This window comes from Streptomyces sp. JH34, from assembly GCF_029428875.1.
Taxonomy (GTDB): Bacteria; Actinomycetota; Actinomycetes; order Streptomycetales; family Streptomycetaceae; genus Streptomyces.
In genome coordinates this window covers 1,145,977-1,171,710 of the sequence record NZ_JAJSOO010000001.1, presented here as the reverse complement: position 1 = coordinate 1,171,710, position 25,734 = coordinate 1,145,977, and the positions used below count along the sequence as shown (strand labels likewise).

Annotated in this window: 7 protein-coding genes; 6 read left to right on the top strand and 1 reads right to left on the bottom strand. The window is 74.4% G+C overall.

The features are described from left to right. The first annotated feature begins 35 nt into the window (after positions 1-35). Both LWJ43_RS05280 and LWJ43_RS05275 read left to right on the top strand, forming a co-directional pair. The gene (locus tag LWJ43_RS05280) at positions 36-15,506 is read left to right on the top strand and encodes a type I polyketide synthase (RefSeq protein WP_277331115.1); all 15,471 of its coding nucleotides are present in this window, start codon (positions 36-38) and stop codon (positions 15,504-15,506) included. A gap of 14 nt (positions 15,507-15,520) precedes the next feature. Further along, positions 15,521-19,402 carry a type I polyketide synthase gene (locus LWJ43_RS05275; RefSeq protein WP_277331114.1) on the top strand — a complete coding sequence of 1,294 codons (3,882 nt, stop codon included), beginning with the start codon at positions 15,521-15,523 and terminating at the stop codon, positions 19,400-19,402. Between the two features lie 104 nt (positions 19,403-19,506). On the opposite strand, the gene LWJ43_RS05270 is transcribed toward LWJ43_RS05275, so the two are convergent. Then, on the bottom strand, positions 19,507-19,755 hold the full coding sequence (locus LWJ43_RS05270) for a hypothetical protein (RefSeq protein ID WP_277331113.1): 249 nt from the start codon (positions 19,753-19,755) through the stop codon (positions 19,507-19,509). Positions 19,756-20,326: 571 nt separating this feature from the next. Here LWJ43_RS05270 and LWJ43_RS05265 point away from each other — a divergent pair. From LWJ43_RS05265 to LWJ43_RS05250, 4 genes are all read left to right on the top strand, one after another. Beyond that, positions 20,327-21,130, top strand: coding sequence for an ABC transporter ATP-binding protein (locus LWJ43_RS05265; RefSeq protein ID WP_277331112.1), 804 nt, complete (start codon positions 20,327-20,329; stop codon positions 21,128-21,130). After that, a complete protein-coding gene (locus LWJ43_RS05260) occupies positions 21,130-23,640 on the top strand; it encodes an FtsX-like permease family protein (RefSeq protein ID WP_277331111.1) in 2,511 nt (836 codons plus the stop codon). Before LWJ43_RS05265 ends, LWJ43_RS05260 begins: the two co-directional genes overlap by 1 nt. 86 nt (positions 23,641-23,726) lie before the next feature. Next, positions 23,727-25,001: a sensor histidine kinase gene (locus tag LWJ43_RS05255; protein WP_277331110.1), complete on the top strand. Its 1,275-nt coding sequence runs from the start codon at positions 23,727-23,729 to the stop codon at positions 24,999-25,001. Next, positions 24,965-25,609: a response regulator transcription factor gene (locus LWJ43_RS05250; protein WP_277331109.1), complete on the top strand. Its 645-nt coding sequence runs from the start codon at positions 24,965-24,967 to the stop codon at positions 25,607-25,609. Before LWJ43_RS05255 ends, LWJ43_RS05250 begins: the two co-directional genes overlap by 37 nt. Positions 25,610-25,734: the final 125 nt, after the last annotated feature.

Below are 25,734 nucleotides of genomic sequence, written 5' to 3'. Positions count from 1 at the left end.
CAGCCCACCTCTTCGCACAGGAGTGGCGACACCCGATGACCAACGACGAAAAGCTGCTCTCCTACCTCAAGCGGGTCTCCGCCGATCTGCACCAGACCCGTCAGCGGCTGCGCGAGGTGGAGACCCAGGACCGGGAACCCATCGCCATCGTCGGAATGAGCTGCCGCTTCCCCGGAGGGGTCACCACCCCCGAGGAGTTCTGGCGGCTGGTCCACGAGGGCACCGACGCCATCGGGGACTTCCCCGGGGACCGCGGCTGGGACGTCGACGCGCTGTACGACCCGGACCCGGACGCCACGGGGAAGACGTACTCGACGCGGGGCGGCTTCCTGCGCGACGCCGCGGGGTTCGAGCCGGACTTCTTCGGCATCAGCCCGCGGGAGGCCGTCACGATGGACCCCCAGCAGCGCCTGCTGCTGGAGGTGTCGTGGGAGGCGCTGGAACGCGCCCGTATCGCTCCCGACTCGGTGCACGGCGCCCGGGTCGGGGTGTTCGCAGGCACCAACGGCCAGGACTATCGTGACCTGCTGGCGCGGATGCCGCAGGACTCCGAGGCGGCGCTCGGCACCGGCGCCCTGGCCGCCGTGATCTCCGGCCGGATCTCCTACACGCTCGGGCTGGAGGGCCCGGCCGTCACCATCGACACCGCCTGCTCGTCGGCGCTCGTGGCGGTGCACCTGGCCGTACAGGCCCTGCGCGGCAAGGAGTGCACCCTCGCCCTGGCGGGCGGCGCCACGGTCATGTCCACCCCCAACTCCTTCGTCGCCTTCAGCCGTCAGCGGGGTCTCGCCCCGGACGGCCGCTGCAAGTCCTTCGCGGACTCGGCCGACGGCACCGGCTGGGGCGAGGGCGCGGGAATGCTGCTCCTGGAGCGGCTGAGCGACGCCCGTCGCAACGGCCACGAGGTCCTCGCCGTCATCCGGGGCTCGGCCGTCAACCAGGACGGTGCCTCCAACGGCCTGACCGCCCCCAACGGCCCCTCGCAGCAGCGGGTCGTGCGCGCCGCGCTGGCCGGCGCGCGGCTCACCCCGGCCGACGTCGACCTGGTGGAGGCGCACGGCACCGGCACCACGCTCGGCGACCCCATCGAGGCGCAGGCCCTGCTCGCCACCTACGGGCAGGACCGGCCCGAGGACGCACCGCTGTGGCTGGGCTCGGTGAAGTCCAACATCGGCCACACCCAGGCCGCCGCGGGCGTCGCCGGAATCATCAAGGTCGTCATGGCGATGCGGCACGGCGTGCTGCCGCGGAGCCTGCACGCCGAGGAGCCCTCCGACAAGGTCGACTGGAGCCAGGGCAACGTCCGCCTGCTCACCGCCAACCGCCCCTGGACCGACCCCGGACGCCCGCGGCGGGCCGCGGTCTCCTCCTTCGGCGCCAGCGGCACCAACGCCCACACCATCCTGGAAGAGGCCCCCGCAGAAGAACCCTCCGAGGAGCCCGCCGCCGAACCCGCGCCGCGCACCGCGCCGCCCCTGGTGCCGTGGGTGCTCTCCGGCCGCAGCGAGCGGGCCCTGCGCGAGCAGGCGGCCCTCCTGGCCGCCGCCGTCGCCGAGGCCCACCCCGTGGACGTGGCGCACTCGCTGGCCGTCACCCGCACCGCCCACCCGTACCGTGCCGTGGTCCTCGGCGCCGACCGGGAGACGCTGCTCGACGCCGTGACCCGTCTCGCGGAGGGCGGCCGTGCCACCGCGCTCGGCCGCGTCCGCAAGGGCCAGACCGCCTTCCTGTTCACCGGCCAGGGCTCCCAGCGGCCCGGCATGGGCCGCGAACTGCACGCCCACTTCCCGGTCTTCGCCCGCGCGTTCGACGAGATCTGCGAGCTGACCGGCGACGCCGAACTGCGCGAGCTGGTCCTCGGTGACGACCCCGAGCCGCTGAACCGCACGGCCCGCACCCAGATCGCGCTGTTCGCCTTCGAGGTCGCCCTGTACCGGCTGGTGGAGTCGTGGGGCCTCACGCCCGACCACCTCGCGGGTCACTCCGTCGGCGAGATCGCCGCCGCCCACGTCGCGGGCGTACTGGACCTGGCGGACGCCGTCACGCTGGTCGTCGCGCGCGGCCGGCTCATGCAGGCCCTCCCCGAGGGCGGCGCCATGATCGCCCTGCGCGCCACCGAGGAGGCCGTACGCCCCCTGCTCACCGCCCGGGTCGGCCTCGCCGCCGTCAACGGGCCGGACTCCGTCGTGATCTCGGGCGACGCCGACGAGGCCGAGGCGGTCGCCGCGCACTTCGAGAAGAGCCGCCGGCTGAAGGTGTCGCACGCCTTCCACTCGCCGCTGATGGAACCCATGCTGGACGGGTTCCGGTCCGTGGTGTCGTCCCTGACCTTCCACCGGGCGACCGTCCCGGTGGTCTCCAACGTCACCGGCCGGCTCGCCACCCAGGACATCGGCACCCCCGACTACTGGGTACGGCACGTGCGCGAGGCCGTCCGGTTCCACGACGGGATCCGCACCCTCGCCGCAGAGGGCGTCACCCGCTTCCTGGAGATCGGCCCCGACGCCGTACTGACCGCCATGGCCCGCGAGTGCCTGGCCGCCGACGACGAGACCGCGGGCGACGCCGTCCTGGCCGCCGCCACCCGCCGCGGCCGGGACGAGACCGAGACCCTGCTCACCGCCCTCGCCCAGCTGCACACCGGTGGCGCAGGACCGCGCTGGGAGGAGCTGTTCACCGGGGCCCGCACCGTCGACCTGCCCACCACCGCCTTCCAGCGCGAGCGGTTCTGGCCCGAGACGGCCGCCACGGCCGGCGACGTCGGCTCCGTGGGACTGGACTCCGCCGACCACCCGCTGCTCGGCGCCGCCACCGTGCTCGCCGACTCCGACGGCGCCGTCCTGACCGGCAGGCTGTCCGTGCGGACCCACCCCTGGCTCGCCGACCACGTCGTCGGCGGTTCCGTCGTCGTCCCCGGCACCGCGATGGTGGAGCTCGCCGTCCGCGCCGGCGACCAGGTCGGCTGCGGCCGGCTGGAGGAACTGGCCCTGGAGGTCCCTCTGGTACTGCCGCCCGCGGACGGCGTCCGCGTCCAGGTCGCCGTGGGCACCCCCGACCCGGCCGGCGCCCGCACGGTCCAGATCTACGCGCGCGCCGAGAACCCGGCCGCCGACGAACCCTGGACCCTGCACGCCTCCGGTCTGCTCGCCGACGGCACCCCGCCCCCCGGCACCCGGCTGGACGTCTGGCCGCCGCAGGACGCCGAGGAGCTCGACCTCACCGGCCTGTACGAGCGGCACGCGGCCGCCGGACTGGACTACGGGCCCGCCTTCCGCGCCCTGACCGCCGCCTGGCGCGACGGTGACACGGTCTACGCCGAGGTACGCCTTCCGGAGCGGCCGGCGGCGGACGCCCCCCGCTTCGGCCTCCACCCCGCCGCCTTCGACGCCGCCCTGCACTCCCTCGGCCTGCTCGGCGACGGCACCGGCGACGACACCGCCCGGCTGCCCTTCATGTTCGCGGGCGTCACCCTGCACGCCGTCGGCGCCTCGGTCCTGCGGGCCCGCATGACCCCCGCCGGCGACCACACCTTCGCCGTCGACCTGGCCGACGCCTCCGGAGCCCCCGTCGCCACCGTCGACTCCCTGGCCTCCCGTCCGCTGACGCGGCTGCGCGGCGAGCAGGACACCGCGGCCGACGCCCTGTTCGCCCTCGACTGGCAGCCGCTGCCGCTCGACCCCGACGCTCCCGACGCCGACCACCGCCTGCTGGAGATCCCGGCCGGGTCGGACGCGGGGACGGTACGCGCCGCGCTGCACACCGCGCTCGCCGCCCTCCAGGACGACGACGCCCGGCCGCTGGTCCTCGTCACCCGGGGCAGCGTCTCCACCGCCGGTGAGGACGTGCCCGACCTGGCCGGCGCGGCGGTGTGGGGCCTCGCGCGCTCCGCGCAGTCGGAGAACCCCGGCCGGTGCGTCCTGCTCGACCTCGAACCGGGCGCCGACCCGGCCACCCTGCTGCCCGCGGTCCTCGCCACCGGCGAACCGCAGGTCGCCGTCCGCTCCGGCACCGCCCGTGCGGCCCGGCTGGTGCGCGCCGAGCCGCTCGACGGCGCGGCGGCTCCGGCCCTCGACCCCGAGGGCACCGTGCTGCTGACCGGCGCCACCGGCGGACTCGGGCCCGTACTCGCCCGGCACCTGGTCACCGCCCACGGCGTACGCCACCTCGCGCTGGTCAGCCGCGGCGGACGGGCCGACGACCTGGTCGCCGAACTCGCCGCGCTCGGCGCGAGCGCCTCCGTGCACGCCTGCGACGTCGCCGACCGCGACGCCCTGGCCACCCTCCTCGACGGCCTCGGCCAGGACCGTCCGCTCACCGCGGTCGTCCATGCCGCGGGTGTCCTCGACGACGGCGTGGTGGCCTCCCTGACGCCCGAGCGCCTCGACGCCGTCCTCGCCCCCAAGGCACTCGGCGCCCTCCACCTGCACGAACTGACCCGCGATCACGACCTGTCGGCGTTCGTGCTGTTCTCCTCCGTCGCAGGCACCGTCGGCGCCCCCGGACAGGGCAACTACGCGGCCGCCAACGCCTGCCTCGACGCGCTCGCCGCCCACCGCCGCGCGAACGGTTCGCCCGCCCTCTCCCTGGCCTGGGGGCCCTGGGCCCCGACCGGCGGCATGACCGGCGCCCTGGACGAGGCCGACCTCGCCCGCATGTCCCGCGGCGGCATGATCCCGCTGTCCGCCGACGAGGGCACCGCCCTGTTCGACCGGGCCCTGGGCACCGGCCGCCCCGCGGTGGCCCCCGTACGGCTGAACCTGTCCGCGCTGCGCGCCCAGGGCGGCGAACTCGCCCCCGTCCTGCGTGCCCTGGCCGGACGCCCGGTGCGCCGGGAGGCCGCCACCGGGGACACCGGGTCCGGCTTCGCCGAACGCATGGCCTCCCTCGGCGAGGCGGAGCGGTCCGAGGCCCTGCTGCACACGGTCCGCGCCCATGTGGCCGCCGTACTCGGACACGCCGGACCGGACACCGTGGAGACCGACCGGGCCTTCAAGGACCTCGGCTTCGACTCGCTCGCCGCGATCGAACTGCGCAACTCCCTGTCTGCCGAGACGGGGCAGCGACTGCCCGCCACCCTCGTCTTCGACCACCCCTCGCCCGAGGCGCTCGCCAACCACCTCGGCACCCTGGTCGCCGGGGCCGCCGGCTCCGTGCGCCGCACCCGGCGCACCGGACGGGCCCGCGTCGACGAGCCGCTGGCGATCGTCGGCATGGCCTGCCGCTACCCGGGCGACGTCCGCACACCGCAGGACCTGTGGCGGCTGGTCGCCGACGGCATCGACGCCATCGCGCCGTTCCCGGTCAACCGCGGCTGGGACGTCGACCGTGTCGTCGACCCCACCCGGCAGCGCCCCGACACCTCCTACGTCGGCGAGGGCGGATTCCTCCACGAGGCAGGGGAGTTCGACGCGGCGTTCTTCGGCATCAGCCCCAAGGAGGCGCTCGTCACCGACCCCCAGCAGCGGCTGCTGCTGGAGGCCTCCTGGGAGGCGCTGGAGCACGCCGGCATCGACCCGCACTCCCTCAAGGGCAGCCCGACCGGTGTGTTCGCGGGCGTGCAGTACCACGACTACTTCGGCAGCTTCGGCTCCGGCAGCATCATCTCCGGCCGGGTCGCCTACACCCTCGGCCTGGAGGGCCCCTCGCTGTCGGTCGACACCGCCTGCTCCTCGTCGCTGGTGGCGCTGCACCTGGCCGGGCAGTCGCTGCGCCAGGGGGAGTCCTCCCTCGCCCTGGTCGGCGGCGTCGCCGTCATGGCCACCCCGGAGACCTTCATCGAGTTCAGCCGGCAGGGCGCCCTCGCCCCCGACGCCCGCACCCGCGCGTTCGCCGACGCGGCCGCCGGAACCGTGTGGGGCGAGGGTGTCGGCGTCCTGGTGGTGGAACGCCTCTCGGACGCCCGCCGCAACGGCCACCCGGTCCTCGCCGTCGTCCGCGGGACCGCCGTCAACCAGGACGGTGCCTCCAACGGTCTGACCGCGCCCAACGGTCCCTCCCAGGAACGCGTCATCCTCCAGGCCCTGGAGAACGCCCGCCTCACCACCGCCGACGTCGACGTGGTCGAGGCCCACGGCACCGGAACGACCCTCGGCGACCCGATCGAGGCGCAGGCCCTGCTGGCCACCTACGGCCAGGACCGGCCCGAGGACCGGCCGCTGTGGCTGGGGTCGGTCAAGTCCAACATCGGGCACACCCAGGCCGCGGCCGGCGTCGCCGGTGTGATCAAGATGGTCATGGCGATGCGGCACGGCAGCCTGCCCAGGACCCTGCACGTCGACGAGCCGTCCGGCAAGGTCGACTGGGAGGCGGGGCAGGTGCGCCTGCTGACCGAGGAGCGGGCCTGGCCCGAGGCCGGCCGGCCTCGCCGGGCCGGTGTGTCCTCCTTCGGGATCAGCGGTACCAACGCCCACGTCATCCTCGAACAGGCCCCGTCGGCACCGGAGTCCGCAGCGGAGCCGGGCGACGACGCCGCCACGGGACCCGCCGTCCCGTGGCTGCTCACGGCGAAGTCGCCGGCCGCGCTCGCCGGACAGGCCGCCGCCCTGCTCGGCCACCTCGACGCCCACCCCGACCTGGACCCCCGCGACGTCGGCTGGTCGCTGGCGACCGGCCGCGCCCACTTCGCCCACCGGGCCGCCGTCACCGGCACCGACCCCGCCGCACTGCGAGGGGCGCTCGCCGCACTGGCCGACGGCGGCACCGCCCGCAACCTCGCCGTGGGCACCGCCGCCGGACGGGCCCGGCCCGTCTTCGTCTTCCCGGGCCAGGGCTCGCAGTGGTCCGGCATGGCCACCGAACTCCTCGACGGATCACCGGTGTTCGCGGCCGGCATGGCCGAGTGCGCCGCCGCCCTGGAGCCCTGGACCGACTGGGACTTCGCCACCGAACTGCGCGGCGGACTCGACCGGGTCGACGTCGTCCAGCCCCTGCTGTGGGCGGTGATGGTGTCCCTGGCGCACACCTGGAGCAGCTACGGCGTCACCCCGGCCGCTGTCATCGGCCACTCCCAGGGCGAGATCGCCGCAGCCTGCGCGGTCGGCGCGCTCTCCCTGGCGGACGGCGCCCGCGTGGTCGCCCTGCGCTCCCGGGCCATCGCCGAGCTGCTCTCCGGCTCCGGCGGCATGATGTCCGTGGGTGAGGGAGCCGAAGCGGTCCGCGACCGGCTCACGGCCTGGGACGGCCGGCTGTCGGTCGCCGCGGTCAACGGCACCGCCTCCACCGTCGTCTCCGGGGACTCCGACGCCCTCGACGAACTCCTCGAGCGGCTGCGCGCCGAGAAGGTCCGCGCCAAACGGCTGCCCGTGGACTACGCCTCCCACAGCGCCCACGTGGAGTCCCTGCGCGAACGTCTCGCCGAGGACCTCGCGGGCATCGAACCGCGCAGCACCGACGTGCCCTTCCACTCCACCGTCACCGGCGCCCCGATCGACACCGCCGAGCTCGGCGCCGAGTACTGGTACACCAACCTCCGCAGCACCGTGCTGTTCGAGCAGGCCGTACGCGGCGCAGTCGCGGGCGGCCACACCCTGTTCGTCGAGTCCAGCCCCCACCCGGTGCTCACCGTCGGCATCCAGGAGACGGACGACGCGGTCGCCGCCGTCGGCTCGCTGCGCCGCGACGAGGGCGGCCGGGACCGGCTGCTCGCCGGCCTGGGCGAGGCCTTCACCCACGGCGCGGCTGTCGACTGGGCCGCGGTCGCCGAGGGCCGTCGCACCCGCCAGGTCCCCCTGCCCGCGTACGCCTTCCAGCGCGAGTGGTACTGGCTCGACAGCACCACCACCGGCGCCGACGTCACCGCCGCCGGCCTCGCGGCCACCGACCACCCCCTGCTCGGCGCCGCCATGGCACGGGCCGGCAGCGAGGAGGCCGTCCTCACCGGCCGGCTCTCGGCGGGTACGCACCCCTGGCTGAACGACCACCGCGTCGGGGACCGGCTGCTGTTCCCCGGCACCGGACACCTCGAACTCGCCCTGCGCGCCGGCGACCAGGTCGGCTGCGGAGACCTGGCCGAACTCACCCTCCACGCCCCGCTGGTCCTGCCCGACCACGGCGCCGTCCAGCTCCAGGCCGTCGTCGGCCCGCCCGACGGCGGGACCCGCCCGCTGACCCTCTGGTCCCGCCCCGAGAGCACCGACGAGGAACTTCCCTGGACGCGGCACGCCGACGGCCTGCTCGCTCCGACCGGCACCCTCCCGGCCGTCGTCGAACCCCTCACCTCCTGGCCGCCGCGTGACGCCGAACCGGTGCCCCTCGACGGCCTGTACGAAGAACTCGCCGCCCTCGGACTCGGCTACGGCCCGCTGTTCCAGGGGCTGCGCGCCGCCTGGCGCACCGAGGACGCCGTGTACGCCGAGGTCGCCACCGAGGCACCCGTCGACGGCTTCGGGCTGCACCCGGCCCTCTCCGACGCCGTCCTGCACACCGTCGGCCTCACCGACGCCGCGGGCGACCAGGCGCTGCTGCCCTTCGTCTGGTCCGGGGTAAGGCTGCACGCCACCGGGGCCACCGCGCTGCGCGTGAAGGTCCGCGCCACGGGCGAGGGCACCGTCGCCCTGACCCTGGCCGACCCGGCCGGCGCCCCCGTCGCCACGGTCGACTCCCTCACGCTGCGCCCGCTGCGCAACGACGTGGTGGAAGCGGCCGCCCGGTCCGCCCGGTCCGGCGCGCTGCACCGCGTCGACTGGGTCCCCGCACCGGCCCCGGCGGGGACCGAGCCGTGGGACGGGGAGGTGCTGCGCGCCCCGGCCGGCGTCGGGGCCGCCGAGACGCGCGCCGCCGTCGCCACCGTCCTCGACGGGCTGCGGGACCGGCTCGCCGGCGAACAGGTCGGCGACAGCACCGTCGTCGTCGTCACCGGCACCGACCCGGCCGGCGCCGCGGTCGGCGGGCTGGTCCGCTCGGCCCAGTCCGAGAACCCCGGCCGCGTCGTCCTGGTCGAGAGCGACACGGACCCCGGCCCCGACCGCCTCGCCGAAGCCGTCGGCAGCGGCGAACCGCACCTGGCGCTGCGCGACGGCACCTGGCACGTGCCGCGCCTGGCCCGTGTCCCGGGTACGGACGCCGAAGCCGCCGCCCCGGACGCCGCGACCACCACCGGTTCCGACGCCGGTCTCGGCTACGGCACCGTCCTGCTGACCGGCGCGACCGGCGCGCTCGGCGGGATCATCGCCCGCCACCTGGCCGGCGACCGCGGCGTGCGCCACCTCCTGCTGCTCAGCCGGAGCGGTGCCGACGCCGGCCTGATCACCGAACTGACCGAGCTGGGTGCCGAGGTCACCAGCGCCGCCTGCGACGCCGGCGACCGCGACGCCCTCGCCGCGGTGCTGGCCGGGATCCCCGCCGACCGGCCGCTGACCGCCGTGATCCACGCGGCCGGCGTGCTCGCCGACGGCGTGCTCGACTCCCTCACCCCCGAACGCGTCGACACGGTCTTCCGCCCCAAGGTCGACGCCGCCTGGAACCTGCACGAACTCACCGCGGACCTCGGCCTGTCGGCGTTCGTGCTCTTCTCCTCCTCCGCCGCCACGCTCGGCTCCCCCGGCCAGGGCAACTACGCCGCCGCCAACGCCTACCTCGACGCCCTCGCCACCCACCGGCACTCCCTCGGCCTGCCCGCGCACTCCCTGGCCTGGGGCCTGTGGGCCCAGGCCAGCGGCATGACCGGCACGCTCGACGAGACCGACCGGGCACGCATCGCCCGCGGCGGTGTCGCCCCGCTGCCCACCGACGAGGGACTCGCCCTGTTCGACACCGCCCTGCGCGGCACCGACCCCGTCGTCATCCCGGTCCGGCTGGACACCGCGGCGCTGCGCGGCCAGGCGGACGCCCTCGCCCCGCTCTTCCGCGGCCTGGTACCCGTACGCCGCGCCACCGCCGGACACGCGGCGGCGGGCGGTGCCGACTCGCTGCGCGACCGGCTCGCCGGGCTGCTGGAGCCGGAGCGAGAGCCGTTCCTCACCGAACTCGTGCAGAGCCGGGTCGCCACCATCCTCGGATACCGCTCCGCCCAGGACGTCAGCCGGACACTGCCCTTCAGGGAGCTGGGCTTCGACTCGCTGGCCGCGGTCGAACTGCGCAACGGACTCGCCGCCACGACCGGACTGCGGCTGCCCGCCACCCTGGTCTTCGACCACCCCACCCCCGCCGAACTCGCCCGGTACCTGCTGGGTGAGCTGACCGGTGCCCTCGACCGGGCCGCGCCCGCCACCGCCGTACGGGCCGCCGCCGACGAACCCATCGCCATCGTCGGCATGGGCTGCCGCTTCCCCGGCGACATCTCCTCCCCGGAGGAGCTGTGGCGCCTCGTGGCCGAAGGCCGCGACGCCGTGGGGGAGTTCCCCGCCGACCGCGGCTGGGACGTCGAGACCCTCCACGACCCCACCCTTGACAGGCCGGGAACCAGCTACACCCGGCACGGCGCCTTCCTGTACGACGCGGCCGACTTCGACCCGGCCTTCTTCGGCATGGACGAGGAGGAGGCCCTCGTCACCGACCCCCAGCAGCGACTGCTGCTGGAGACCTCCTGGGAGGCCCTGGAGCGGGCCTCCATCGACCCGGCCACCCTGCGCGGCTCCGACACCGGCGTCTTCGCGGGCGTCATGTACCACGACTACTTCGGCAGCTTCGGCTCCGGCAGCGTCGTCTCCGGCCGGGTCGCCTACACCCTGGGCCTCGAGGGCCCGACCCTGTCCGTCGACACCGCCTGCTCCTCCTCGCTGGTGGCCCTGCACCTGGCCGCCCAGGCCTTGCGCCAGGGCGACTGCTCCCTCGCCCTGGCCGGGGGAGTGACCGTCATGGCCACCCCCGGCACGTTCGTGGAGTTCAGCCGGCACCGCGGCCTCTCCAGCGACGGCCGCTGCCGCCCCTTCGCCGACGCCGCCGACGGAACGGGCTTCGGCGAGGGAGCCGGTGTGCTGCTGCTGGAGCGGCTCAGCGACGCCCGCCGCAACGGCAGGACGATCCTCGCCGTGCTCCGCGGCACCGCCGTCAACCAGGACGGCGCCTCCAACGGCATCACCGCCCCCAACGGCCCCGCCCAGCAGCGCGTCATCCGCCGCGCCCTGGAGGCGGCGGGTGTCGGAGCGGCCGACGTCGACGTGGTCGAGGCCCACGGCACCGGCACCACCCTCGGCGACCCCATCGAGGCGCAGGCGCTGATCGCCACCTACGGCGCGGAGCACACCGAGGAACACCCCCTGTGGCTCGGCTCCGTCAAGTCCAACCTGGGCCACACCCAGGCCGCCGCCGGTGTCGCCGGAGTCATCAAGATGGTCCAGGCGATCCACCACGAGACCCTGCCGGCCAGCCTCGGAATCGACACGCCCTCCCGGCACGTCGAGTGGGAGGGCGGCAACGTCCGCCCCCTGACCGAGTCCCTGCCGTGGCCGGACCCCGGCCGCCCCCGCCGCGCGGGCATCTCCTCCTTCGGTATCTCCGGCACCAACGCCCACGTCATCGTGGAGGCGCCGCCCGCCGCACCGCCCGCCGCACCGCCCGCCGCCACACCGCCCGCCGGACCCGCGGTGGACGCCGTGCCGTGGCTCCTGTCCGGCGGCACCCCGCAGGCACTGCGGGCCCAGGCCGGCCGACTGCTGGACCACCTGTCCGGCCGCCCGGACGCCGACCCGCGGCAGATCGCCGGCGCCCTCGCCCACGCCCGTGCCGCACTCGGCCACCGCGCCGCCGTCGTCGGGCACACCCGCGAGGAACTGACCGCCGGGCTGCGGGCGCTGGCCGAGGGCCGCACACCCCCCGCCGGCACCGCCGGCCCGGCCACCGACGGCAAGCTGGCCCTGCTCTTCTCCGGCCAGGGCTCCCAACTGCCCGGCATGGGAGCCCGGCTCGGCGCCGTGTTCCCCGCCTTCGCCACCGCCTTCGACGAGGTCCGTGCCCACCTCGACCCGCTGCTGGACCGGCCGCTCGGCGACGTCCTCGACTCCGCCGGATCGCTGGAGCGCACCGAGTTCACCCAGCCCGCACTGTTCGCCTTCGAAGTGGCCCTGTTCCGGCTGCTGGAGTCGTTCGGCGTCAGGCCGGACCTGCTCGCCGGCCACTCCGTCGGCGAGATCGCCGCCGCGCACGTGGCGGGCGTCCTCGGCCTCCAGGACGCGTGCCGGCTCGTCGCCGCCCGGGGCCGGCTGATGCAGGCGCTCCCCGACGGCGGCGTCATGATCGCCGTCCGCGCGACGGAGGACGAGGTCACACCGCTCCTCGGGGACGGGGTCGGCCTCGCCGCAGTCAACGGCCCCACGTCCGTGGTGGTCTCCGGCCCCGCCGGACCGGCCCGCGCGCTCGCCGCCCGCTTCGACCGGAGCAAGGAACTGGCCGTCAGCCACGCCTTCCACTCGGCCCTGATGGAACCGATGCTCGAGGAGTTCCGCGAGGTCGCCGAGCAGCTGTCGTACGGGCCGCTGCGCCTTCCGCTGGTGTCCACCCTCACCGGCGCCCCCGCGGCCGCCGACGAACTGTCCACCCCCGACTACTGGGTACGGCACGCCCGCGAGGCGGTCCGCTTCGCCGACGCCGTGTCCGCACTGCACGACGCGGGGGCCCGGCACTTCGCCGAGGTCGGACCCGGCAGCGCGCTCACCGCCGCCGCGGGGGACTGCCTGCCCGAGGACACGGCCGCCGTCGTCGCCCTCCAGCGCAAGGACCGGGAGGAGACCGAGGCCCTGGTCGCGGGACTCGCCGCGCTGCACGTGCACGGCGTCGCCGTCGACTGGACGGACCTGCTGCCCCACCGCGACGGCTCGGACCTGCCCACCTACGCCTTCCAGCGCGACCGCTACTGGATGACCGGCGACCCGGGGCAGCCCGGGCCCGCCGCAGGCCACCCGCTGCTGGGCGCCGCCGTCGAACGCGCCGACGCCGACGCGGCCCTGCACACCGGCCGGCTCTCGCTCTCCGCCCAGCCGTGGCTGGCCGACCACCGCGTCGGCGGTGTACCCCTGCTGCCGGGCACGGCGTTCGTCGAGATGGCCCTCGCCGCGGGGGCCCGGCTGGGCTGCCCCGTGGTGGAGGAACTGACCGTCTCCGAACCGCTGGTGCTGCCCGAGCACGGCAGCGTCCGCCTCCAGGCCACCGCCGGCGAACCGGACGCCACGGGCGCCCGCGACTTCACCGTGTACGCGGCGGCCGACGACGACCCGTGGACCACCCACGCCACCGGCGTACTGCGCCCCGCGGACCCGGTACCCGCCCACGACCTGACGACCTGGCCCCCGGCCGGCGCCGAACCCGTCGACCTGGACGGCGTATACGAACGGCTCTCCGCACTGGGAGCCGACTACGGGCCCCGCTTCCAGGGACTGCGCGCCGCCTGGCGCCTCGGCGACGAGGTGTACGCCGAGGTCGCCGTCCACACGGACGGCGCCCCCTTCGGCGTGCACCCGGCGCTGCTCGACTCCGCGCTGCACGCCGTCGGACTGCGCTCCGGGGCCCCGGAGCGGATGGCGCTGCCGTTCGCCTGGAACGGCGTCGAACTGCACGCCGCGGGCGCCACCGCCCTGCGTGTGCGGATCGCGCCGCTGGACTCCGGCGCCGTACGCATCGACGCCGCCGACGCCGGCGGCCGTCCCGTCGCCCGGGTCGCGTCGCTCGCACTGCGGGAGGTCGACCCCGCGCGGATCGCCGCGGCGGCCGACGGCGGGCACGAGGCCCTGTTCGCCCTCGACTGGGTGCCCGTCGCCGTGCCTACCGCTCCGCAGGCCGGGCGGTGGGCCGTACTCGGCACCGGCCACGAGGAGCTGGCCGACGCGCTCGGCGGGGAGATCGCCGAGGTCACGACCGTCACCGGACTGCCCGAGGCGGCCGCCGGGGCCCCCGACACCCTGGTCGTCCCGCACACCGGAGGGCAGGGCCCCGAAGCGATCCGCGCCGGCGCCCGGCGGATCCTCGCCGTGGTCCAGGACTGGCTGGCCGACGAGCGGTTCGCCGGCACCGGTCTGGTCGTCACCACCCGGGGCGCCGTCGGCCCCGATCCCGCGGCGATCACCGACCCCGGTGCCGCCGCCGCGTGGGGTCTGATCCGCTCGGCCCAGTCGGAACACCCCGACCGGATCGTCCTGGCCGACCTCGACGACACCGAAGCCTCCCACCGCCTGCTGGCCTCCGCCGTCGCCTCCGGTGAACCCCAACTGATGCTGCGCGACGGCACGGTGAGCGCACCGCGACTCGTCCGCGCCCCACGCCGTGACGGGCACACCGCCGCCGACTGGACGGGCACCGTACTGATCACCGGCGGCACCGGCGCCCTCGGCCGGGAGGTGGCCCGCCACCTGGTCACCGAGCACGGCGCCACGAGGCTCGTCCTGCTCAGCCGCGGCGGTGCGGAGGCCCCCGGCGCCGGGGAACTGCGGGAAGAACTGACCGCCCTCGGTGCCCAGGTCACCCTCGTCGCCTGCGACGCCTCCGACCGTGCCGCCCTCGCCCGCGTCCTGGACGACCACCCCGTCACGGCGGTGGTGCACACCGCCGGTGTCCTCGCCGACGCCGTCCTCACCTCCCTCACACCCGAGCGACTGGACACGGTGCTGCGGCCCAAACTGGACGCCGCCTGGCACCTGCACGAACTCACCGAGGACCGTCCGCTCACCGCGTTCGTGCTCTTCTCGTCCGCCGCCGGCCTGTTCGGCAGCCCGGGGCAGGCCGCCTACGCCGCGGGCAACGCCTCCCTCGACGCCCTCGCCGCGCACCGCACCGGCCTGGGACTGAACGCCGTCTCGCTCGCCTGGGGCGCCTGGGCGGGCAGCGGGGGCATGGCAGACCGCCTGGACGACGCCGACGCGCGCCGCATGGCCTCCGGGGGCGTGCTCGCGCTCGACACGGCGACCGGCCTGGGCCTGTTCGACACCGCGGTGGGACACGGGGAACCTGTCCTGCTGCCCGCCCGCCTGGACCTCGCCACCCCGCGGGACGCCGGCCGCGTCGCCCCGCTGCTGCGGGGCCTGGTGCGCGCGCCCCGCCGCAGCGGTGCCACCGCGTCCGTGGCCTCGGCGGCACTCCGCCGCGACCTCGCCGCCCGCACGCCCGAGGAGCGGGCCGCACGGCTGCTCGACCTGGTGCGGGACGAGGCGCGGCAGGTGCTCGGGACCGAGGAGTTCGAGGCGGAGCTGCCCTTCAAGGACCTCGGCTTCGACTCACTGACCGCCGTCGAGTTCCGCAACCGGCTCAACGAGGCGACCGGACTGCGCCTGTCCGCCACGCTGGTCTTCGACCACCCGAGCCCGGCCGCCCTCACCGACCACCTCGTCGCGGAGCTGGCGCCGTCCGCCGCCGACGGCCCGCGTGAGGAGGACACCCTCCGTGCCGCCCTGGCCGCCCTCCCGGTGGCCAGGCTCCGTGAAGCGGGACTGCTGGACAGCCTGCTCGAACTCGCCGGCCTGCGACCCGAGCGGGAGCAGTCCGCGAACGACGCGCCCGGCCGCCCCGCGATCGACGCCATGGACGCGGAGAGTCTGATCACCCTGGCGCTCGACGACCTCGTCGGCGACGACGACGCCCTGTGAGAAGGAAGAGAACCATGGCCGAGTCCGAGAAGCCCGACACCAGGATGGTCGAGGCGCTGCGCGCCTCGCTCAAGGAGATCGAGCGGCTGCGGGAACGCAACCGGGCGCAGACCGCCGCCGCCCGCGAACCGATCGCGATCGTGGGCATGGCGTGCCGCTACCCCGGCGGAGTCCGTTCGCCCGAGGACCTGTGGCGCCTCCTCGCGGAGGGCCGCGACGGCGTCGGCGCGTTCCCCGACGACCGCGGCTGGGACCCGGACCTGCACGACCCGGAACCGGGCACCCCGGGCCGCTCCTCCACGGGCGAGGGCGGATTCCTCTACGACGCCGGGGACTTCGACGCCGCCTTCTTCGGCATCTCCCCGCACGAGGCACTGGTGATGGACCCCCAGCAGCGGCTCCTGCTGGAAGGCTCCTGGGAGGCACTGGAGCACGCCGGCATCGATCCGTCGTCACTGCGCGGCAGCCCCACCGGGGTGTTCGCGGGCCTCATGTACCACGACTACTTCGGCAGCTTCGGCTCCGGCAGCGTCGTCTCGGGCCGGGTCGCCTACACCCTCGGCCTGGAAGGCCCCGCCCTCACCGTCGACACCGCGTGCTCCTCCTCCCTGGTCACGCTCCACCTGGCCGCCCAGGCCCTGCGCCAGGGCGAGTGCACCCTCGCCCTGGCCGGCGGAGTGACGGTCATGGCCTCACCGGGCACCTACGTCGAGTTCAGCCGGCAGGGCGCACTCTCCCCGGACGGCCGGTGCCGTTCCTTCTCCGACGACGCGAACGGCACCGGATTCTCCGAAGGCCTCGGTGTGCTGGTGCTGGAGCGGTTGTCGGATGCGCGGCGGTCGGGGCATCGGGTGTTGGCTGTGGTGCGGGGGAGTGCGGTGAATCAGGATGGTGCGTCGAACGGGTTGACGGCGCCGAACGGTCCTTCTCAGCAGCGGGTGTTGCGTCAGGCGTTGGTGTCGGCGGGTGTGTCGGCGGTTGATGTGGATGTGGTGGAGGCGCACGGTACGGGGACGGAGTTGGGTGATCCGATCGAGGCTCAGGCGTTGTTGGCGACGTATGGGCAGGGTCGGTCTGAGGAGCGTCCGTTGTGGTTGGGGTCGGTGAAGTCGAACATCGGGCATACGCAGGCGGCTGCGGGTGTGGCGGGTGTGATGAAGATGGTGTTGGCGTTGGGGGAGGGGGTGTTGCCTCGGACGTTGTATGCGGGTGAGCCGTCGCGGAAGGTGGAGTGGGGTGCGGGGCGGGTCCGGTTGCTGGATGAGGAGCGGGAGTGGGTGCGGGGTGAGCGGGTCCGTCGTGCGGGGGTGTCGTCGTTCGGGATCAGCGGGACCAACGCGCACGTGATCCTGGAGGAGGCACCCGACGACGACACCTCCCCCCACCCGGAGCCCGAACCCCACGCACCGGCCGTCATGCTGCCCCTGTCCGCCCGTTCCGCGCACGCCCTCCCCGCACAGGCCGAGCGGCTGCGCGACTTCCTCGACGCACGCCCCGGACTGCCGGTGTCCGCTGTCGCGAGGGCCCTGGGAACCCGGCGCGCGGCCTTCGGCCACCGGGCCGTCGTCGTCGGTGGCGACCGTGAGCAGGTCAGGGCCGGGCTGGACGCCCTCGCCACCGGAGACCCGTCGGCCACCGCCGTCACCGGCCGGGCCCGCACCGGTGGCCGCACCGCGTTCCTGTTCACCGGCCAGGGCGCCCAGCGTCCGGGCATGGGGCTCGAACTCCGTTCCCAGTACCCGGTGTTCGCCGAGACGTTCGACGCGATCGACGCCCGTCTCGGCCTGGACCTGGCGGGCGTACTGAGCGGCGACGACCTCGAGGCGGTGCACCGCACGCAGTACGCCCAGACCGCCCTGTTCGCCTACGAGGTGGCCCTCTTCAGGCTGCTCGAGTCCTGGGGTGTCCGGCCCGACGTGGTGACCGGGCACTCCGTCGGCGAGATCGCCGCCGCGCATGTGGCGGGAGTGCTGGACCTGGCCGACGCCTGCGCCCTGGTCGCCGCACGCGGCCGGCTCATGCAGGCCCTGCCCGAGGGCGGTGCGATGGTCGCCGTGCGGGCCGGTGAGGACGAGGTCCGCCATCTGCTGGACGAACGGGTGGGCCTGGCGGCGGTCAACGGACCGTCGGCGGTCGTCCTGTCCGGGGAGCGCGACGCGGTCCTCTCCGCCGCCGCGACGTTCGCGAAGACCAAGCGGCTCAGCGTCTCGCACGCCTTCCACTCCCCGTTGATGGACGCCATGCTCGACGACTTCCACGCGGTCGTCGGGCGGCTCACCTTCCACGAACCCCGCGTCGACGTGGTCTCGGCGCTCACCGGACTGCCCGCCACCGGCGAGCAGCTGCGCGACCCGCGGCACTGGGTACGGCACGTGCGGGGCACCGTCCGCTTCTCCGACGCCGTCGCCGCCCTCGCGGGGTCGGGTGTCAGCCGATACGTCGAGGTGGGCCCCGACGCCGTCCTGACCGGACTCGTCCGGGACTGCCTCGGCGAGGGCGACGCCACCTTCGTGGCCCTCGGCCGGCGCCACGGCGCCGAACCGGCGGCCCTGCTGTCCGGGCTCGCCCGGCTGCACACGGACGGCCTGCCCCTGGACTGGGCGGCGATCTTCCCCGGGACGGCCCGCGCCGAGCTGCCCACGTACGCCTTCCGGCACGAACGGTACTGGCTGAACGCCGACGTCCCCCTGACCATGGACGGGCCCACCGCCCGGCCGGCCGCCGGCCCGGCCGGTTCCGCCGCCCCCGCCGCGGTCCCCGAGGCCCAGGGCCTGCGGGAACGGCTGGCGGCGGTCCCGGAGGTCGAGCAGGAGGCCCTGCTCACCCACCTGGTGCGCGCGCAGACCGCCGCGATCCTCGGACACGCGGGACCGGATGCCGTCGAAGCCGACGACGCCTTCCTGGAGATCGGCATGGACTCCGTCTCCGCCGCCGAACTGCGCGGAGCCCTCGTCAGCACCCTGGGCGTCACCGTCGCCGCCGGAGTCGTCTTCGACCACCGCACGCCCGCCGCGCTCGCCGCGCACCTGCGTGGACACCTCGCCCGGGGCGGCGCCGAACCGGCGGACGACGACATCGAATCGGTCAGCGGGCTGGTGCGGCGCGCGGCGGCCGACGGCAACTGGGAACGGGCCATGACACTGCTGCACAGCGCGGCGGACATCCTGCCGGGCTTCTCCTCGGCGGCCGAGTTCGGCGAGGTGCGCGACCCCGTGCGCCTGGCCACGGGGGAGGAAGGGCCCCGCCTGCTCTGCCTGCCCTCCCCGATGGCGCTGGGCGGCGCCCACCAGTACGCCCGCTTCGCCCGGCACTTCCACGGCCGGCGCGACGTCCTCGTCCCTGACGTCCCCGGCTTCGTCCCCGGGGAGCCGCTGCCGCGCTCCGTCGAGGCGGTCGTGGAGGTCGTGGTCGAAGGCGTCCGGCGGGCCTGCGCCGACGGACGGCCCTACGTGCTCCTCGGGTACTCCTCGGGCGGGCAGTTCGCCCACGCGGCGGCCGAGGCGATGGAGAAGGCCGGCAGGCCGGCCTCCGGTGTGGTCCTGCTGGACACCTATCTGCTCGCCGACGACGGCACCGAACAGCTCAGGCGCGAGATGTTCAACGGCATGCTGGACCGCGAATCGTCCGTGGGCGGCTTCGGCACCGCGCGCCTCGCGGCGATGAGCCGCTACAGCGGCCTGATCTCCGACTGCCTGCCCGGCCCGCTGACCGCTCCGGTGCTGTTCGTACGGCCCGAGGAACCCTTCGCGCCCGGTCTCGACGGCTGGCAGGCGGTCTGGGAGGGCGCGCACGAACTCGCCGAGGTACCCGGCACGCACTTCACGGTGATGGAGGACCGGGCCGAATCCACGGCCGGAGCGGTGGAGAAGTGGCTGTCCGGCATCGCGACGGCCTGATGCCGGGGAGCACCGCGGGGGTCCGGCGACCGGGTGGCACGCACCGGCCGCCGGACCCCCGCGGCGGGACGCGGCGGCCGGGGGGCCGCCGCTCCGCGGATCCGTCACTCACCCGCCTCACGGAAATGCGACATCCAGGCCTGAATATCGCACCGAATGGTGTCCGGATGCACACCCAGTCGCACTGCGACGTCCTGCGTGGCGAGTTCCGTCTGCCAATCACTGCGCTGCAGGGCGAGCCACATCGTCGTACCGCGAGGACCGCACCTGTGGCGTTTTCCGGTGAGCGGCACGAACAGTTCCAGGTACCCGTCGGGCCGCACGCTGGCGATCAGCCCGTGGTCACGCCCCATGCCGCACCGGCCTCGCGGGTGCGGTGCCGTCATACCTCTCGGCCCTGGGGAAGCCGGCTGTCCTGGACACAGAGAATCCAATCACTCGAGGGTTTTCGGATGCTTCGACGTTACCCGTTCATTCACATTGTGACACTGGCAGTGACCGCACTTTTACAGTGGGGTAAACGATTCGGACAGAGCGGCGACAGCTGTACTGTCCTGCGGGTATTTCTGCCCCCTTGACAGGGGTTCGTTATTCCTTCCGGGGAAATGGCGTTCCGGCCCCGGTCGGTCGGGGGAGACCGCGCAGTGTCTCCGCAGGGCCGGTACCTCCTGCGGAAACCGCTGGAGGCGCCACCAGGATCACCGGCATCGCGAAGCCTGACGTCCCTCTTCACAACGCCTCGACGTGAAGTCGGAAAAAGCTCCATGGCATGGAACTGCTGCACGACTCCACATACATGAGTACGGAGGTAGAGAAACCTCTACCTCGAATCGGCGGTATAAGGCCAATGTGCGGAGGCCCTGCCGCTCCTAATCTGATCCACAGACACCGCGTGGGAAGCGCGTCATTTCATTGGGGAGCACGATGCACACATCACACGACCTCCGTCGGACGGAGGCGGTACGACTGGACACCGTGTCGAAGATCTATGGACGGGCTGACAGCCAGGTGGCCGCGCTCCGGGAACTCTCCATGAGCTTCGCCGACGCCACCTTCACCGCGGTGATGGGACCGTCCGGTTCCGGCAAGAGCACCTTCCTGCACTGCGCCGCGGGCCTGGTCAGGCCGACGTCCGGAAGCGTGACCGTCGGGGGCACCGACCTCGCCGGCCTCGACGACACCCAGCTGACCATGCTCCGCCGCGACCGGATCGGCTTCATCTTCCAGTCGTTCAACCTGCTGCCGGCCCTGACGGTGATGCAGAACATCACCCTGCCGCTGCAGCTCGCCGGAAAGCGGCCCGACAAGAACCTGATCCGCACCGTCGTCCAGCGCGTCGGCCTGGCCGACCGCCTCGGCCACCTGCCGTCCGAGCTGTCCGGCGGCCAGCAGCAGCGCGTCGCCATCGCGCGCGCCCTGGTCACCCAGCCCGCCGTGGTCTTCGCCGACGAGCCCACCGGAGCGCTGGACACCCGTACCGCGGCGGCCGTCCTCTCCCTGCTGCGCGAATCCGTCGACAACGCCCGCCAGACCCTGGTCATGGTCACCCACGACCCGGTGGCAGCCTCGTACGCCGACCGGGTCGTCTTCCTCGCCGACGGCGCCCTCGCCGGCGAACTGCACCGGCCGACGGCCGACGCCGTCGCGGCGCGGATGACACGGCTCGGCGCCTGGGAGGACGAGAACCGCCAGCAGGCCGCACCGATGACGACCGGAGGGCTGTACTGATGTGGCGGCTCGCCCTGCGCACCCTGAAGTTCCGGCGGACCAGTTTCGTCGCGACCTTCCTCGCCATGTTCCTCGGTGCCGCGATCGTCATCGGCTGCGGCGGCCTGATGGAGACCGGCGTCCGGATGGCCGCCGACCCGCTGCGCCTGAACGGCGCCCCGGTCGTGGTCACCGGCGAACAGTCCTACGACGGCGCCGCCCTGACCGAGCGGCACCGCATCGACCCGTCGCTGGTCGGTGAGGTGGCCCGCACCGAGGGCGTCCGCGAGGCCGTCGGCGACGTGTCCTTCCCCGCCACCGTCCTCAAGGACGGCAAGGCGCTGACCGGCGAGGACACCTCGTACGGCCACGGCTGGGCCGGTGCCCGGCTCACCCCCTATACCCTCGCCGCCGGCGCCTCCCCCGTCGCCGGCGGCGAGGTCGTACTCGACTCCGGGCTCGCCGAGCGCGCCGGTGCCCGCCCGGGCTCCGTCGTCGAGATCGCCGTGGGTGGCGACACCCGGCGGTTCACGGTCAGCGGTGTCGCCCGCCAGCGGGGTGACGGCAACCCCGACGCCGCGCTGTTCTTCAGCGACGAGCAGGCCCGCACCCTGGCCGGCGGCCGGATCGACTCGATCGGCGTGCTGCCGGAGAACGGCGCGGACACCGCGGCGGTCGCCGGCGCGGTGCGGTCCGTCGTCGGCGACCGGGCCGAGGTGCTCACCGGCGAGCGGCGCGGCCTGGCGGAGCTGCCCGGCACGCTCGCCAGCCAGCGCACCGTCGTGATCCTGGCGGCCATCTTCGGCTCGTCCGTGGTGCTGATCGTGATGTTCGGCGTCGCCTCCACCCTCGGGCTGTCGCTCCAGCAGCGCACCCGGGAGATGGCCCTGCTGCGGGCCGTGGGCTCCACCCCGCAGCAACTGCGCCGGATGATCCTCATCGAGACCGCGGTGCTCTCCGTGGCCTCGGTGCTGCTCGCCCTGTACCCGGGATACCTGCTCGGCCGGCTGCTCTTCGGCGTGCTCACCTCCAGCGGCGTCGTCTCGTCGGCGGTCGTGTACCACGCCGGCTGGGTACCGATGGCCGTCGGCGCCGTCGTCACCGTGCTCGCCGCCGCCGGGGCCACCCGCTTCGCGGGCCGCCGCGCCGCCCGCACCGAACCGGTCGCCGCCCTGGCCGAATCCGCCGTCGGCACCCGCTGGTTCAGCGTGCCCCGGCTGCTGATCGCGCTGTTCTTCCTCGCCAACGGCATCGGCCTCGCCGTCGCCACCGCCACGGTGATGGAGGACGGACCCACCCTCGCCAGCACCGCCGGACCCGCCTCCGTGCTGTTCTGCATCGGCCTGGCGCTGCTCGCCCCCGGCATCACCAAGGCGATGGTCGCCCTGCTGCACCTGCCGGTGCGCGCCTTCTCCGGCATCCCCGGCATGCTCGCCCTGCGCAACGCGACCACGGCGAACGTCCGTATGGCGGGCGCCGTCGCGCCCATCGTCCTGCTCATCGGCATCGCCACGGGCACCCTCTACATGCAGGCCACCGAGGACCACGTCTCCCAGAGCTCCTACGACCGGAACGTCCTGGCCGACTACGTCCTCGACTCCACCACGGGCGGATTCGCGCCCGCCGTCGTCGAGCGGGTCCGGTCGACGCACGGTGTGGCCGCCGCCTCGGAGTTCGTCACCAGCCGCGGCTTCGTCGACGCCCCCGACGGGCGTGCCGACACCGAACTGCGGGGCGTGTCCGCCGAAGGCGTGCGGCAGAGCCTCGACCTGCGGCCCGTCGCCGGATCCCTGTCCGGCCTGCGCGGGGACACGGTCGCCCTCTCCGACAAGAAGGCCGAGGAGTACGGCGTGGGCGTCGGGGACCGGCTGCCGTTGCGCCTCGGCGACGGCACCGCCGTACGCCCCACCGTCGTCGCCCTCTACGCCGACAACCCCAAGCAGCAGTACGTGACCCTGCCCGCGGCGACCCTGGCCCCGCACACGAGTGACGGGCTTCCGCACCAGATCCTGGTCCGCTCCGAACAGGGCGGCACCGCCGGACTCCGCGAGGCACTGGCCGGGCTGGCCGCGGGTGTGCCCGGCACGGAACTGGACGACGGCGACTCGCTGGCCGGCCGGAACAACCAGATCCAGCAGATCCTGGTGGCCGCGAACTATACGATCGTCGCCATGATCGTCGGATACGCCGCCATCACCGTCGTCAACACCCTCGTGGCGGTGACCCGCAAGCGCCGGGCCGAGTTCGGCCTCCAGCAACTGACGGGGGCGACGCGCCGTCAGGTGCTCGGCATGCTGACCGTCGAGGGCGTCCTCATCGGAATCATCGCCACCGTCCTCGGAACGATCGCCGCGGCGACCACCATCGTTCCGTACAGCATGGTCAAGTCCGACTCCTATCTGCCCTCCGGATCCCCCGGGATCTACCTCGCCATCGTCGGAGGGTCCCTGGTGCTGGTCTTCGGCGCCACGCTCCTGCCCTCGTGGCGCGGAATGCGCACGCCCGCCGTCGACACGGTGAAGGCCGCGTGAGCCGTATCAGGACCGGACCGTCCCCGGCACCCCCGTCCGGGGACGGTCCTTCCCTCGTCCGCCCCCGCGAATGGGACGATGGGCGCATGCGACTGAGCCGGGCCGTACAGGACACACTGGTCGGCGCGCTGATCGCCGCCGGAGCCCTGGCCTCGGTCGTGCTCTTCCTCACGACCACGTACTTCACCGTCCTGTGCCTCATCGGGATCGGCTTCCTCGCTCTGCCCCACCTGACCACCGCGGTGCGCTGGGTCTGCGACCTGAGCCGGCGTGCCGCCGCCCGCTCCGGAGTCCCGGTGGAACGGCCCTACCGGCCGGAACCGGAGGAGATCGAGCGGGACATCGTCGGCTGGGTGCGCCGCTGCAAGTGGATCCTGGCCGACCCGGCGAGCTGGCGCGACCTGCTGTGGCTGCTCCTCAACAGCGTCGTAGGCCTGCTGCTCGGCAGTGCCCCCGCCGCGCTGCTCTACTACGCGGGGGAGGGGCTGCTGCTCGCCTGCGGGCTGTGGCGGCCCGTCGCCTCCGACGGCGTGGGCCGCTGGTACGCGTTCATCACCGTCGACAGCTGGCCCGCCGCCCTCGCGGCGGCCCTGGCGGCGCTCGCGGTGTTCGCCGGCTGGCTCCACCTCAGCCCCTGGATTCTGAAGGGGTACGCCTACTTCGTCCTGTTCCTGCTGGGCCCGACCCAGCGCGCCCGCCTGGCCTCCCGGGTGCGCCACCTGTCGGAGACGCGCTCCGGCGCGCTCGACATCCAGGCCGCCGAACTGCGCCGCATCGAACGCGATCTGCACGACGGCGCCCAGGCCCGGCTGGTCAGCCTCGGCCTCACCCTCGGCGCCGTCGACCGGCAGCTGGACCGGAACACCGAGGAGGCCCGCCGGCTCCTGCACGACGCGCGCAGCTCCTCCGTGCAGGCCCTGCGTGAGCTGCGCGGCCTGGTCCGGGGCATCCACCCCCCGGTGCTCGCCGAACGCGGACTCGCCGACGCGGTCAGGGCCTTGGGCCTGGCCAGTCCACTGCCCGTCACCGTCACGGCGGTCCTGCCGGGGAAACTGCCCGATCCCGTGGAGTCCGCCCTCTACTTCTCGGTGTCGGAACTGCTCACCAACGCGCTCAAGCACGCCGACGCCCGACAGGTCGAGGTGGATCTCCACTACGCGGACGGCACCCTGCACGGACAGGTCACGGACGACGGCCGAGGGGGCGCCGAGATGTCGGCCGGGAGCGGTCTGGAGGGCATCAGGCGGCGGCTGGCATCCTTTGACGGCGTCCTGGAGATCGACAGTCCCCCGGGCGGCCCGACCGTCATGAAAATGGAGTTGCCGTGCGCGTTGTCCTCGCCGAAGACCTCTTCCTCCTGAGGCAGGGAATCATCCAACTGCTCGAGGCCTACGACTGCGAGGTGGTCGCCGCCGTCGACAACGGGACGGACCTGAGACATGCCATCGCCGAACACCGTCCCGACGTCGCCGTGGTGGACGTCCGCTTACCCCCGACGTTCACCACCGAGGGCCTGCAGGCGGCCCTGCTCGCCCGCCGTGAGCAGCCAGGCCTGCCGATCCTCGTCCTGTCCCAGCACGTCGAGCAGATGTACGCCCGCGAACTGCTGGCCGACGGCACGGGCGGCATCGGCTATCTGCTCAAGGACAGCGTCCTCGACGACCGTCAGTTCATCGACGCCGTCCGCCGCGTCGCCGCGGGCGGCATGGCCATGGACCCCACCGTCGTGGCCCAGCTGATGACGTCCCACTCCCGCGACGAACCGCTGTCCGCGCTCACCGCGCGGGAGCGCGTCGTGCTGGAACTCATGGCGGAGGGGTGCTCCAACACCGCCATCGCCCAGCGGCTGACCGTCACCGAGGGTGCTGCGGCCAAGCACATCTCGAACATCTTCTCCAAGCTGATGCTCCCCCCGTCGAGTGACAACAACCGCCGTGTCCTGGCGGTGCTCGCCTACCTCAACGCGTGAGTCCCGCCCGCCGCCCCCGGCCCTGGGGGCGGTAGGGGTGTGGCCCGCGCCCCCGGCCGGTGAGACTTCTCGGGCACGCCCGGCGCGGCCCGTCCGCGCCGCCGCCACGAAGGGAACCCGCACCC

What these genes read in the sequence shown, in the direction of transcription:
- LWJ43_RS05270 (WP_277331113.1), bottom strand. Translation starts at nt 19,755, where the DNA reads ATGGGGCGTGACCACGGGCTGATCGCCAGCGTGCGGCCCGACGGGTAC.
- LWJ43_RS05260 (WP_277331111.1), top strand. Translation starts at nt 21,130, where the DNA reads ATGTGGCGGCTCGCCCTGCGCACCCTGAAGTTCCGGCGGACCAGTTTC.
- LWJ43_RS05255 (WP_277331110.1), top strand. Translation starts at nt 23,727, where the DNA reads ATGCGACTGAGCCGGGCCGTACAGGACACACTGGTCGGCGCGCTGATC.
- LWJ43_RS05265 (WP_277331112.1), top strand. Translation starts at nt 20,327, where the DNA reads ATGCACACATCACACGACCTCCGTCGGACGGAGGCGGTACGACTGGAC.
- LWJ43_RS05275 (WP_277331114.1), top strand. Translation starts at nt 15,521, where the DNA reads ATGGCCGAGTCCGAGAAGCCCGACACCAGGATGGTCGAGGCGCTGCGC.
- LWJ43_RS05280 (WP_277331115.1), top strand. Translation starts at nt 36, where the DNA reads ATGACCAACGACGAAAAGCTGCTCTCCTACCTCAAGCGGGTCTCCGCC.